Origin of the sequence: Xanthomonas sp. CFBP 8445, from assembly GCF_025666235.1 — a bacterium.
Lineage (GTDB): Bacteria > Pseudomonadota > Gammaproteobacteria > Xanthomonadales > Xanthomonadaceae > Xanthomonas_A > Xanthomonas_A indica.
Map to the genome: position 1 here is coordinate 3,683,383 of NZ_CP102594.1, position 12,109 is coordinate 3,695,491.

Annotated in this window: 11 protein-coding genes; 3 read left to right on the forward strand and 8 right to left on the reverse strand. The window is 70.5% G+C overall.

The annotated features are described in order from the left end of the window. Nucleotides 1–193: 193 nt before the first annotated feature. The 3 genes from NUG21_RS15760 (at nucleotide 194) to lpxH (ending at nucleotide 2,841) form a co-directional block, all read left to right on the forward strand. Nucleotides 194–1,327 carry a glycosyltransferase family 4 protein gene (locus NUG21_RS15760; protein ID WP_263391359.1) on the forward strand — a complete coding sequence of 378 codons (1,134 nt, stop codon included), beginning with the start codon at nucleotides 194–196 and terminating at the stop codon, nucleotides 1,325–1,327. Further along, nucleotides 1,311–1,835: a phosphatase PAP2 family protein gene (locus NUG21_RS15765; protein ID WP_263391360.1), complete on the forward strand. Its 525-nt coding sequence runs from the start codon at nucleotides 1,311–1,313 to the stop codon at nucleotides 1,833–1,835. The genes NUG21_RS15760 and NUG21_RS15765 overlap by 17 nt, the downstream gene beginning before the upstream one ends. Before the next feature lie 268 nt (nucleotides 1,836–2,103). Beyond that, nucleotides 2,104–2,841, forward strand: a complete 738-nt coding sequence (gene lpxH, locus NUG21_RS15770) for a UDP-2,3-diacylglucosamine diphosphatase (RefSeq protein WP_263391361.1) — start codon at nucleotides 2,104–2,106, stop codon at nucleotides 2,839–2,841. A gap of 307 nt (nucleotides 2,842–3,148) precedes the next feature. Here the strand turns inward: lpxH and NUG21_RS15775 are convergent, their stop codons facing one another. The 8 genes from NUG21_RS15775 to NUG21_RS15810 all read right to left on the reverse strand — a co-directional run bounded on the left by NUG21_RS15775 (nucleotide 3,149) and on the right by NUG21_RS15810 (nucleotide 12,032). Next, nucleotides 3,149–3,634, reverse strand: a complete 486-nt coding sequence (locus NUG21_RS15775) for a hypothetical protein (protein WP_263391362.1) — start codon at nucleotides 3,632–3,634, stop codon at nucleotides 3,149–3,151. Between the two features lie 141 nt (nucleotides 3,635–3,775). After that, complete coding sequence (locus NUG21_RS15780) at nucleotides 3,776–5,020, reverse strand: zinc-dependent metalloprotease (protein ID WP_263391363.1); 1,245 nt, start codon at nucleotides 5,018–5,020, stop codon at nucleotides 3,776–3,778. Between the two features lie 234 nt (nucleotides 5,021–5,254). After that, a complete protein-coding gene (locus NUG21_RS15785; RefSeq protein WP_263391364.1) occupies nucleotides 5,255–6,061 on the reverse strand; it encodes a ferritin-like domain-containing protein in 807 nt (268 codons plus the stop codon). Between the two features lie 69 nt (nucleotides 6,062–6,130). Further along, a complete protein-coding gene (purF, locus tag NUG21_RS15790; protein WP_263391365.1) occupies nucleotides 6,131–7,597 on the reverse strand; it encodes an amidophosphoribosyltransferase in 1,467 nt (488 codons plus the stop codon). A gap of 28 nt (nucleotides 7,598–7,625) precedes the next feature. After that, complete coding sequence (locus NUG21_RS15795) at nucleotides 7,626–8,387, reverse strand: CvpA family protein (protein ID WP_019798442.1); 762 nt, start codon at nucleotides 8,385–8,387, stop codon at nucleotides 7,626–7,628. 95 nt (nucleotides 8,388–8,482) lie between these two features. Continuing rightward, entirely contained in the window at nucleotides 8,483–9,568 is a 1,086-nt protein-coding gene (locus tag NUG21_RS15800; protein ID WP_263391366.1) for an SPOR domain-containing protein, read from the reverse strand. A 68-nt stretch (nucleotides 9,569–9,636) separates the two neighbouring features. Then, nucleotides 9,637–10,896 carry a bifunctional tetrahydrofolate synthase/dihydrofolate synthase gene (folC, locus tag NUG21_RS15805; protein ID WP_263391367.1) on the reverse strand — a complete coding sequence of 420 codons (1,260 nt, stop codon included), beginning with the start codon at nucleotides 10,894–10,896 and terminating at the stop codon, nucleotides 9,637–9,639. Between the two features lie 491 nt (nucleotides 10,897–11,387). Beyond that, complete coding sequence (locus NUG21_RS15810) at nucleotides 11,388–12,032, reverse strand: histidine phosphatase family protein (RefSeq protein WP_184502527.1); 645 nt, start codon at nucleotides 12,030–12,032, stop codon at nucleotides 11,388–11,390. Nucleotides 12,033–12,109: the final 77 nt, after the last annotated feature.

The window sequence follows — 12,109 nt, forward strand, 5'->3', positions numbered from 1 at the left end:
GAGGGGCTTCAGCCCCGACGCCTTACCGATACCGCGTCGGGGCTGAAGCCCCTCCCACAGAAAAGCGGCACGGCGACGCACTCGCGAAAATCCCGAATCCCGAATCCCGACTTTTGGCGTCATCGTTCCTACATGCGCTGGACATGTTCGCTTCACTGCGGTGCGCGAGGCTTTGTCAAACCGGAGCCCCCGCATGCGCTACGCGATCGTCACCGAGACGTATCCCCCTGAGGTCAACGGCGTCGCGCTGACCGTGCAGGGGCTGGAACTGGGGCTGCGCGCACGCGGCCATACCGTCGACGTGGTGCGCCCGCGCCAGGCCGGCGACGCCGACCCGGCGGACCTGCGGCTGGTGCGCGGTGCGGCGCTGCCGCGCTACCCCGGATTGAAGTTCGGCCTGCCGGCGCCGCGTCGCCTGACCCGGCTGTGGCAGGCGGCGCCGCCGGATGCCGTGTACATCGCCACCGAGGGCCCGCTGGGCTGGTCGGCGCTGCGCAGCGCGCGGCGCCTGGGCATTCCGATCGCCACCGGCTTCCATACCCGCTTCGACGAATACCTGCCGCAGTACGGCGCCGCCTGGCTGCAGTCGACCGCGCTGCGCTGGATGCGGCGCTTCCACAACCAGGCCCAGGCGACCCTGGTGCCGACCCGCGAGTTGCGCGACTTCCTCGCCACCCAGGGCTTCGAGCGGGTACGCCTGCTGGCGCGGGCGGTGGACAGCAAGCAGTTCGAGCCGCAGCGTCGCGATGCGCAGTTGCGCCAGCAGTGGGGCCTGCACGACGACGACTGCGCGGTGCTGTACGTGGGCCGCATCGCCTCGGAGAAGAACCTGCCGCTGGCGGTGCGTGCGTTCCGCCAGTTGCAGCAACTGCGCCCGCGCGCGCGCTTCGTCTGGGTCGGCGACGGCCCGCTGCGCGAGCGCCTGGCGCAGGAGAACCCGGACTTCATTTTCTGCGGCATCCAGCGCGGCGACGCGCTGGCGCGGCATTTCGCCAGCGGCGACCTGTTCCTGTTCCCCAGCCGCAGCGAGACCTTCGGCAACGTGACCCTGGAGGCGATGGCCAGCGGCGTGGCCACGGTCGCCTTCGACTACGGCGCGGCACGCGAATACCTGCGCGACGGCCTCAACGGTGCGGCGGTGGCCGACGACGACGCCTTCATCGCCGCCGCCCTGCGCCTGGGCAGCGACGACGCGCTGCGCCGGCGCCTGGGCGAGGCCGCCTGCGCGTCGATGCAGCAACTGCGCCCGGAGCGGGTGGTGGCCGATTTCGATGCGCTGCTCAACCAACTGGCACAGACCCGGAGGACGCATGTCGACGCGGCTTGAGATCCTGCGCGGGCACGAGACCCGCTGGTGCCGGCGCGCCAATCATTGGTGCCGGCGGCGCTCGGTGCGGCGCTTCTTCTCGGCGATCAGCCGGCTCGGCGACGGCGTGTTCTGGTATGCGCTGATGACCCTGCTGGTGCTGTGCGACGGCATGGACGGCGTGTTCGCCTCCGCGCACATGGCCGCCACCGGCGTGGTCGCGCTGAGCCTGTACAAGGGCCTGAAGCGCTGGACCCGCCGCCCGCGCCCGTACGCCGCCGACCTGCGCATCCGCGCCTGGGTGGCGCCGCTGGACGAGTTCAGCTTCCCCTCCGGCCATACCCTGCACGCGGTGTCCTTCGGCATCGTCGCCCTCGCCTACTACCCCTGGCTGGCGCCGCTGCTGGTGCCCTTCATCGCCTGCGTGGCGCTGTCGCGGGTGGTGCTGGGCCTGCACTACCCCAGCGACGTGCTCGCGGCCACTGGCATCGGCGCGCTGCTGGCGGGCGTGTCGTTGTGGTTGGTATGAAGCTGGGAATGGGGAACCGGGAATAGGGAATGGAAACAGCCGGCGCCGTTCGGCTCCATGCCCTCTCCTCAATCCTGGCTCCGGACAAGGTCGCGGCTGAAGCCACTCCTACGAGAGCGCGACAACGCCTGCGTTAGCGCCCTCCGAATCCCTAGTTCCCGTACCCGAATCCAAATCCCAGCCCTTCGAAGGGGCAGCAACGCCTGCGCTCGCGAACACTCACCATTCCCCAATCCCGATTCCCCACTCCCGGCCTTACAATGGCCAAATGACCACGCTGTTCATCTCCGACCTGCATCTGGATCCGGCACGGCCGGCGATCACCGCGCTGTTTCTGGATTTCCTGCGCGGGGAGGCGCGCCAGGCCGAGGCGCTGTACATCCTCGGCGACCTGTTCGAGGCCTGGATCGGCGACGACACGCCGTCCGAAGCGGCCGATGCGGTGGCGTTGGAGTTGCACGCGCTGCACGAGGCCGGGGTGCCGGTGTTCTTCATGCACGGCAACCGCGACTTCCTGCTCGGCGCCGACTATGCGCAGCGCGCCGGCCTGCGCCTGCTGCCCGACCCCTGCGTGATCGACCTGTACGGCGAGCCGACCCTGCTGCTGCACGGCGACCTGCTGTGCACCGACGACACCGCCTACCAGGCGTTCCGCGCGCAGACCCGCGACCCGGCCTTCCAGCAGCAGTTCCTGGCGCAGCCGCTGGCCGCGCGCATCGCCTACGCGCAGCAGGCGCGCGCCGCCAGCCAGGCGCGCCAGGCCGACCTGAAACAAGGCGACCGCGCGCAGTTCGAGACCGTCACCGACGTGGCGCCGGCCGAAGTCGCCGCCACCTTCGCCCGCTACGGCGTGGCGCGGATGATCCATGGCCACACCCATCGGCCGGCAGTGCATGCGCTGGACGTGGACGGCCGCGCCTGCACCCGTATCGTGCTCGGCGACTGGTACGAGCAGGGCTCGGTGCTGCGCGTGGACGCGCAGGGCTGCCAACTGCAACAGCTCTAGCGCACGCTTCCGGCGCCGTCGCGCGCAACGCGGCGACGCGCGCGCGGCGCAGCACTCTCCTGCGGCGAACGCGCGACCGCAGGACGATACCCAACTACGCTTCGACCCGGAATTCCACGGGGCCGCCGAGTCCACCACTTGGACGCAGCAGATGGCCACGGCCTGCCTCATGGAACGTCGCAACCGGCGTGGCAGTGACGCGACGTCGCCTCGTCCGCGTGCGCGTCGCCTCCATCCATCCGCATTTCCTTGCCGCGTCCCGCGGCAACCACGCGTCGGCCACGGCGCGAAGCCACGTCGCTCAGCGCTAGCCGCCGCTGGCTTGCTGCTGCCGCCATTGCGCGTAATCGACGAAGTCGCCATCGACCACGTCGTACCAGCGGATCGCGCCGGAGCGCTCGACGCGGAAGCGGTCGCGAACCGGTTCGGTCTGCGGGTCGCCGGGGCAGCCGTCGCCGTGTTTCTCGCGCACCGCGATCTCGATCGCCGCCGGCGCGACGGGCTTGGAAGCGGCCGCTGCAGACGCAGTCGCGGAGGCGGCCTCGTCCTCGTCGTTCTCGACGGCGTAGCCCAGGCACGGCAGGTCGGGATAGGCGCGATCGGCGGTCAGGCGCGCCTGCAGCAGGTCCATCGCACGATTTTCGTCGAAGGTGTCGGCCGGCGGGGTCGCCCGCGGCGCGTCGGTCTTGGCGGTCGGCGACGGGGTCTCGGTCTGCCGATCCGGGGCGGGGCCGCAGCCCGCGCTGAGCATCGCCAGCAACAGCGCGGCCGGCAGTCGCATGCGCTTGAACATCGTCGCTCCCAGGAAGTCGGTCGGCACCGGCCGCGCCGGCGCCGCTTCCCAGCATAGCCGAAGCGGACGCCGCCGCGCCCGCTCCGGCCGTCTTCGCCGCACGTGGCGCAGGCATGCAGCCTGCGCCACGTGCGCGCCGGCTCAACGGAACCCGGCCACGGTCGCCTTGGTGTTGACCAGCACGCGCTGGTTGTCGGCGCTGCTGGCATTGCCCATCGGCACGCCGTTGTAGGACACGTTCGGGTTGGACCAGTAGTTCAGCCGCGGGCAGCTGCTGCTGCAGTTGTAGGCCATGATCGTGCGCCAGCTGTTGCCATAGCGATAGCCGTGGCCGTAGGCGTACGGCGAGGTGCTGGAGTCGGTGGCTACGTCGTGGCGCGCGCTCTGCAGGTGCCCGATCTCGTGGGCGAAGCTGTAGTAGCCGGTGGCGCAATCCCAGTACACCGCCGCGAACGCGGTGGCGGCGGTGGAGCCGATGCCCGAGGCGAGGCCGCAATAGGCGGAGTTGTCGATGATCAGCACGCCGACGTCGGCGGCGGTGCTGTTGCGCGAGGTATGGATGCTGTCCATGTAGCCGTCGCTGGTGCCGCGGAAGCGGGTCAGGTCGGTGTTGAAGTCGCCGGACTCGGTGTAGTTGGTGGTCTCGTAGCCGGCCAGTTGCATGGTGATGCCGACGTTGCTGTTGCTGTAGCCCTGGTTGGACTCGGCCACCGCCAGTTGCACCAGCGACTGCATGTTGCCGCCATAGCTGGTCACCGCCTTGTTGGTCGCCACCACCAGCACGCGGATGGTCGCGGGCGAACCGGACGAGGCGCCGGCAGCGGTCATGCGCTCGTCGATCACCGACTGCGGCATCTGCACCGTCGGCAGCAGGGCGTAGTCGGCCGGATGCTCGGCCGGCATGCGCCGTTCGTCGACCTCCACCAGCACATGGCCGCCGCCGGCGACCGGACGCAGGTGGAACAGCGTGCCGTTGCTGCGGATGCTGCCGGTGATGGTGTCGCCGCTGCGCACCAGGATCGCCGAGTTCAGCGGATCCAGGCCGGAGGGCGCGCGCGTCCTGGCCACGGCGGCATTGCCGAGGTTGCCGTACCAGATGCTGTTGCCGCCTTCCAACTGCTCGGTCTTCAACTGCGTGGCGGTGACGCGCTTGCCCAGCAGGTCCAACTCGAGTTGCTGCTGCCCGGCGGTCACGGCGGCGGCATTCACGCCGACCCGCTGCACTGCGCCGGTGGCGGGATTGGCCAGCAGGCGGCTCAGTGCCGGCTCGCCGGCGATGGACTTGGACACGTACTGGCTGCTCTGGAACAGGGGCGTTCCGGCCGCGGAGGCGGAACCGGCGACACACAGGGCAAGCATCGCGGTCAGGCTGCACATCGACTTCATGTCGGACTCCTGGGGTGGTGAGTAGGGACGAACGTCGCCCCGCGCGCGGCCAGATCGGGGGAGGCAGCGCGGGGAGTTCGATTAGCCGCTCAGCCACCGTTCAGCGCAAGCAACAAATGCAGCGGGGTCGCAGCTCGGAGATAGGCGTCACAGAAAGCACGCGTCCCGACGGTCATGCCGCCCACGCAGCGCATTGCCGCAACACGCGTGCTACCGCGCAAGGGCAACGCCGCCTCAGCCGGCCTGCTGCTGCAGGGCCAGCAATTCGTCCTCGTCGAACCCGGCCAGCAGGCGCGCCTGCAGGTTGAACGGGCCGTGCAGATAGCCACCGGCGTACTCGCGCAGCAGGGCGGCGAAGCGGGCGCGCGGCTCGATCCCGGCCTGCGCGCAGTACCAGCGGTACCAGCGCGAGCCGGCGGCCACGTGCGCCACTTCCTCGCGCAGGATGATCTCCAGGATGTCGGCGGTGGCGTCGTCGCCGAGCCCGCGCAGCTTGGCGATCATGCCCGGGGTCACGTCCAGGCCGCGCGCTTCCAATACCCGCGGCACCAGCGCCATCCGCGCCAGGCCGTCGTGGGCGGTCTTCTCGCACATCTCCCACAGGCCGTTGTGCGCGGCGAAATCGCCATAGGTGTGGCCCAGCGCGCGCAGGCGGTCGCGCAGCAGCACGAAATGGCGCGACTCGTCGTCCGCCACCGCCACCCAGTCGGCATAGAACGCCGGCGGCAGGCCGCGGAAGCGGTAGACCGCGTCCCAGGCCAGGTCGATGGCATTGAGTTCGATGTGGGCGATGGCGTGGATGAAGGCAGCGCGGCCCTCGGCGCTGCCGAGGCCGCGCCGCGGCAGCTCGCGCGGGTGCACCAGCAGCGGCCGTGGCGGCCGCCCCGGCATGCGGATCGGCTCAGGCGCCGGCGCGGCGGCCGGCACCGCCAGCGCGCCATCGCGCCAGGCCGCGGCATGGCGCTGGGTCAGCGCGACTTTCTCGTCGGGGTCGGCCGCGTCCAGGCAGGCACGCGCGGCCTGGTACAGGTCGCCGTTCACGGCGCCACCAGCGGCGGCCGGCCCGCCCATGCAGGCATGCGCTGCGCCCGGGCACTGGCGCCGCGGGGCTCAGGCACGGCGCTTGCGCTTGGCCTCGTCCGAGCGCAGCTGCATGATCCGCTCGAAATAGCCGGGCTCGATGCCGGTGGTGTACTGGCCATTGAAGCACGAGGAGTCGAACGCCTTCAGTTCCGGGTTGCCCTCGCGCACCGCGGTCTCCAGGTCTTCCAGATCCTGGTAGATCAGCCAGTCGCAGCCGAGGAATTCCTGGATCTCCTGCTCGCTGCGGCCGTGCGCGACCAGTTCGTCGGCGGCCGGCATGTCGATGCCGTAGATGTTGGGATAGCGCACCGGCGGTGCGGCGCTGGCCAGGTACACCTTGCGCGCGCCGGCGTCGCGCGCCATCTGCACGATCTGCCGGCTGGTGGTGCCGCGCACGATCGAATCGTCGACCAGCAGCACCACGCGGTTGCGGAATTCCAGGTGGATCGGATTGAGCTTGCGGCGCACCGACTTCACCCGCTCGCCCTGCCCCGGCATGATGAAAGTGCGGCCGATGTAGCGGTTCTTGACGAAGCCCTCGCGGTACTTCACCCCGAGCACGTTGGAGATCTCCAGCGCGGCGTCGCGCGAGGTGTCCGGGATCGGGATGATGGTGTCGATGTCGTGGTCCGGGCGCAGGCGCAGGATCTTCTCGCCCAGCTTCATGCCCATGCGCATGCGCGCCTTGTGCACCGAGACGTTGTCGATCATCGAGTCCGGGCGCGCGAAGTACACGTACTCGAAGATGCACGGGGTGTGGTCGGTGGGCGAGGCGCAGACCTCGGAGAACAGCTCGCCGCGGCCGGTGATGACCAGTGCTTCGCCCGGACGCACGTCGCGCACACGGGTGAAGCCGAGGATGTCCAGCGCCGAGGATTCGGAGGCGACGATGTACTCGTCGCCCTCCACGCCCTCGCGCTTGCCCAGCACCAGCGGGCGGATGCCGTGCGGATCGCGGAACGCGACCAGACCCAGCCCCAGCACCACGCTGACCACGGCGTAGCCGCCCTTGCAGCGGCGGTGCACGCCGGCCACCGCGCGGATCGCCGCTTCCGGGGTCAGCATGCGCTGCGCGTCCAGCTCGTAGGCGAACACGTTCAGCAGCACTTCGCTGTCCGAATCGGTGTTGATGTTGCGGCGGTCGGCCTCGAACACCTGCTGGCGCAAGGCCTCGGTGTTGACCAGATTGCCGTTGTGGGCCAGCGCGATGCCGTACGGCGAATTCACGTAGAACGGTTGCGCCTCGTCCATGCCTTCGGATCCGGCGGTCGGATAGCGGCAATGGGCGATGCCGACGCGCCCTTCCAGCACCGCCATGCGCTTCTCGTCGAAGACGTCGCGGACCAGGCCGTTGGCCTTCTGCACGCGCAGGCGGGTGCCGTCGGCGGTGGCGATGCCCGCCGCGTCCTGGCCGCGGTGCTGCAGCACGGCCAGGCCGTCATAGAGTTGCCCGGCCACATTCTGGGTGCCGACGATTCCGACGATGCCACACATGTCAACGCTCTCCGCGGCGGGAACGCCGCTATTGGGAAGGTGGCCGTGCCTGGCCGTTGGGTTCGACCCGTGCCGGGTCGAATTGCGCCGGACGCGCCTGCGCCGGATCGATGTTCGCGGGCATCAGGTGCGACGGATCGCCCCCGGGCTGCGCGGACCGTACCCCGGGACGTCCCAGGGCCTTGGACATCATCTCCTGCAGCCCGCTGGCCTGCAGGGCGTTGCCCAGCGCGGCATTATCGCCTGCCGCGGGCAAGTTGCCCAAATCCATCTGCGACACGTTCAGTTGCGGCATCTGCGACAGGTTCAACTGCGGCATCTGCGGCATGCGCCAGTCCGGCATCTGCGCGCGCATCCAACCCACCCCCGGGCTGAGCACCGGCAGCACCATCGAATGCTGCCAGTCCGGCTCGCGGGTCAGCGGCGTGAAGCTCATCAGGAAGGCCAGCACCGCGGCGAAGAAACCGCCGCGCACCGTGCCCAGGCCGAAGCCGAGCGCGCGGTCGGTGCCCGACAGCGCGGTCGAGCGCACCGCGGTGCGGATCACCATGCCGACGATGGCGACCACCGCCATCACCGTCACGAAGGTCAGCGCGTAGCCGCCCAGGTAGTAGCTCATGCTCGGCCGCGCCCCATCGGCGAGCCAGCGCCCGGTATTGCCGCCGAACTGGAACGTGGCCCAGCCGGCCAGGAACCAGGACAGCGTGCCGACCACGATGCCGACGAACCCGCGCAGGGCCCCGAGCAGGGCCGAGACCAGGATCACCGTCAACAGCACCATGTCGATCATGCGCGCCTCCCGCGGCCAAGCCGCTGCATCGCGCCGATCGCGCGTCGCGCCTGCCTTCCCTGGACCATCGTGCTACTCCATGGGCCGCGGCCCGATCAAGGATGTGGACGTACCATACCGCTGATGCCGACCTTGGCCGCCACCTGGGCGCGCAACTGCTCGGCGTCGGCACGGTTGGCGACCGGCCCCACCCGCACCCGGTTCAGCGCGCCCTTGTCGGTGCGTACCTGTTCGACGAAGGCGCTGAAGCCGGCCGCGCGCACCTTGTCGCGCAGGGCATTGGCGTCCTCGGCCTTGCCGAAGGCGCCCAACTGCACGGCGAAGCCGGTGCCGGACGCCGCAGGCGCGGCCGGCACGCTCGGCGCCGGCTTGGCCGCTGCCGTGGTGGCCGCAGGGGCCGCCGGCTTGGTGGGTTCGGGCTTGGGCGTGGCCGGCTTGGCCGGTTCCGGCTTGGGCGCCGGCGGCGTCGCCGGCTTGCTGGTGGCGACCGGCTTGGCCGGCTCCGGCGGCAGCGCCTCGGTCTTGGCCGGGGCGGCGGGCGCGGCGGCGGCGACATGGCTGGCGGCAGCCGGCGCGGCGCTGGTCGGGGTCGCGTTGCTCGGCGCCGCATCCAGGGTCACCACCTGGGCATTGACGTCGTTGCGGACCTTGACCGCCTGCAGGCGCACCGATTCGGCCTGGGCGCGATCGGCATACGGCCCGATCCGCACCCGCCAGGCCTGGCGCCCGCCGATCGTGGCCTGCTCGCGGAAGCCCGGCAGCTGCGCCTGCTTGAGCCGCGCGATCACCGCATCGGCATCGGCGGCGGTGGCATAGGCGCCGAAATTCACCGCGTAGTTGCCGGCGGCCACGCTCGGCGGCAGCGGCTGCGCGGCGCTGCCGGCGGCCGGATCGGCCAGGTCGGCGGCATCGGGATTGTTCTGGACCGGCGCCGGCGCGGGCGTGGCGCCCGGCGTCTTGGCCATGCCCACCGCCCCGCCGCTGGGCGCATCGCCCGGGGTCACCAGCGGCAGTTCGCGGGTCTCGAACTGGCCGTCGGCCGGCGCCTCGGGCGCCTTCAACGGCACGTTGGCCACGCCGCTGTCGGGCGCAGGCCCCTTCACCAGCATCGGCAGGAAGATCACGGCGAGCGCTACCAGGACGAGGGCGCCAATCAATCGCTGTTTCAGGACGGTATCCACGGAAAGGGTGAGGGGCGGCGTGGCGGAGTGCCGTCGCGATTATAAGGTCGGCCCGCCCGGGGGCGGGATCAGCCGGCTGAATGCAGCCAGTGCAAGGCCTCGGCGGCGGTGTGAAACGAACCGAACACCAGCACCCGGTCGCCCGGTCGTGCCTGCGCCAGCGTCGCCTGCAGCGCCTGCGCCACGCTCTCGGCGACGGCCGCCTCGGCGGCGGCCGTGCCCGCCAGCCGCGCGCGCAGCTGCGCAGCGCTCTGGCCGCGGTTGCCGCCCAACCCCGCCAGGTGCCAGGCATCGACCTGCGCGGCCAGCGCCTCCACCACGCCGGCGGCGTCCTTGTCGGCCAGCGCCGCGAACACCGCGCAAGTGCGGCCGGCGACCGGCTGCGCCTGCAGCGCGGCGGCCAGCTCGCGGGCGGCCTGCGGGTTGTGGCCGACGTCGACCAGCACCTCCACGCCATCGCGCACGCACGGTTGCAAGCGCCCGCGCAGGCGCGCGGCGGCGATGCCCTCGGCGTAGGCGCTGCGCGGCAGCGACCGGCGCAGCGCGCGCAGGGCGGCGATGGCGGTGGCGGCATTGGCGCGCTGCACCGGCGCGCGCAGCTGCGGCAACGGCAGCTGCAGTTCGGTGCCGACGTCGCGCCAGCGCCAGCGTTCGGCGTCGATCGGCTCGTGGAAGAAGTCGCTGCCGGCGCGCAACGCATTGGCACCGATCGCGTAGGCGCGGCGCAGCACGCTGGACGGCGGATCGATCTCGCCCAGCACCAGCGGCTTCCACGGCCGCGCGATGCCGGCCTTTTCCGCGCCAATCGCCTCGCGGTCGTTGCCAAGCCAATCGGTGTGGTCGATGTCCACGGTGGTGATCACCGCGACGTCGGCGTCGACCAGGTTCACCGCGTCCAGGCGGCCGCCGAGCCCGACTTCCAGCACGGCCAGGTCCAACGTGGCCTGCTGGAACAGCCACAGCGCCGCCAGCGTGCCGTATTCGAAATAGGTCAGCGCGGTGTCGCCGCGCGCGGCCTCCACTGCCGCAAAGGCGCTCACTAGGTCGGCTTCGCTGGCCTCTTCGCCGTCGAGGCGCACGCGTTCGTTGTAGCGCAGCAGGTGCGGCGAGGTGTAGCTGCCCACGCGCCAGCCGGCGGCACGCGCAATCGCTTCGATGAAGGCGACGGTCGAGCCTTTGCCGTTGGTACCGCCGACGGTGATGACATGCTTGGCCGGCTTGGTCAGGCGCATGCGCGCGGCAACCGTGCGCACCCGCTCCAGGCCCATGGCGATGTCCTGGGGATGTTGGCGCTCGATGTAGGCGAGCCATTCGGGGAGGGTGTTCATTTGTGTATTTCTAGCCTTTCAGGCAAGCGCGTTCGCTCGCCTTCGTCAGAAGCAACAGCTTTGGAAGCGACAGCTTTCGCGCTGACGCGCGAGTCACTTTGATCAGCCTCCGGCTGCTGAGAAGCACTTCTTTGCTTGTGCAAAGAAAAGTAACCAAAAGAAGCGCTTTATCACAGCCGAATGGCTGGTCACGCACACCCGGGCGCCGCGCCCTCCGCGCTGCGCGCTCCGGGTTCGCACTTGGCCTGGGCATTTTTCGACGGCACATCCATGTGCCGGCGAAAAACGGCGCGCTTCCTGCGCGCCGCCCCTTCGGGGTTTTCGCCCAGGCCAAGTGCCGCGGCTCACGGGATCCCGGAAAGCAAGCAAAAGCGACAGCAAAAGCACCGCTACGGCAACGGCAACGGCAACGGCCAAGCGAACCGCATCGGAAGTGGGCCGGATCAACCCGTCGACGAGACGACGCACGCTATACGCGCATCATGTCCGTCCTACAGCGCCCGATGCTTGGCCTCACCGAAAAACGGTGTGTGATGCGCGCAATCGTTCAAGCGCACCACGTCCAGATGCTCCACGTCCGGCCCTTCCAGCAGGTTCAGCGTGGTCGGCGCCTGGCGGAAACTCCACAGCCGCGCGATCGGCAGGCCGAGCACCCGGCACAGAATTACGCGGTTGACCGCATCGTGGGCGACCACCAGCAGCGTGTCGTGCTCGCCCAGGCCCTCGGCGGCGCGAGTCAGGCCACGCCAGGAACGCTCCAGCACCTGCCGCAGCGACTCGCCGCCCGGCATCAGCACCGTGTCCGGCTCCTCGCGCCAGGCGCGCAGGCGTGCCGGATCCTTCTCGTGGATCTCGCTGGCCAGCAGGCCCTCCCACTCGCCATGGGCGATTTCCTGCAAGTCCGGATCGGTCTGCAGCAGCGCCTCGCGCTCGGGCCCCAGCGCGAAGCGCGCAGTGCGTTGCGCACGCGCCAGCGGCGAGGCCACGGCGCGGGTCAGCGGGACCTCGCGCAGGCGCGCGCCCAGCGCCTGCGCCTGGGCGTCGCCGACCGGCGACAGCGGGATGTCGATCTGGCCCTGGTAGCGGCCTTCGGCGTTCCACGGGGTTTCGCCATGGCGGGCGAGCAGAATGCGCATGCGCTGGATTCCTTGGGGGGAAGGGCCCGTCTCGCAAACGAAAACGGAGCGGCATGATACCCGCTCCGTCGCCGGAA

Bases quoted from the DNA above. Each gene is read 5' to 3' on its own strand.
- NUG21_RS15795 (WP_019798442.1), bottom strand. From the start codon at position 8,387: ATGATCGACATGGTGCTGTTGACGGTGATCCTGGTCTCGGCCCTGCTC.
- folC (WP_263391367.1), bottom strand. From the start codon at position 10,896: ATGAACACCCTCCCCGAATGGCTCGCCTACATCGAGCGCCAACATCCC.
- NUG21_RS15765 (WP_263391360.1), top strand. From the start codon at position 1,311: ATGTCGACGCGGCTTGAGATCCTGCGCGGGCACGAGACCCGCTGGTGC.
- NUG21_RS15775 (WP_263391362.1), bottom strand. From the start codon at position 3,634: ATGTTCAAGCGCATGCGACTGCCGGCCGCGCTGTTGCTGGCGATGCTC.
- purF (WP_263391365.1), bottom strand. From the start codon at position 7,597: ATGTGTGGCATCGTCGGAATCGTCGGCACCCAGAATGTGGCCGGGCAA.
- lpxH (WP_263391361.1), top strand. From the start codon at position 2,104: ATGACCACGCTGTTCATCTCCGACCTGCATCTGGATCCGGCACGGCCG.
- NUG21_RS15760 (WP_263391359.1), top strand. From the start codon at position 194: ATGCGCTACGCGATCGTCACCGAGACGTATCCCCCTGAGGTCAACGGC.
- NUG21_RS15780 (WP_263391363.1), bottom strand. From the start codon at position 5,020: ATGAAGTCGATGTGCAGCCTGACCGCGATGCTTGCCCTGTGTGTCGCC.
- NUG21_RS15810 (WP_184502527.1), bottom strand. From the start codon at position 12,032: ATGCGCATTCTGCTCGCCCGCCATGGCGAAACCCCGTGGAACGCCGAA.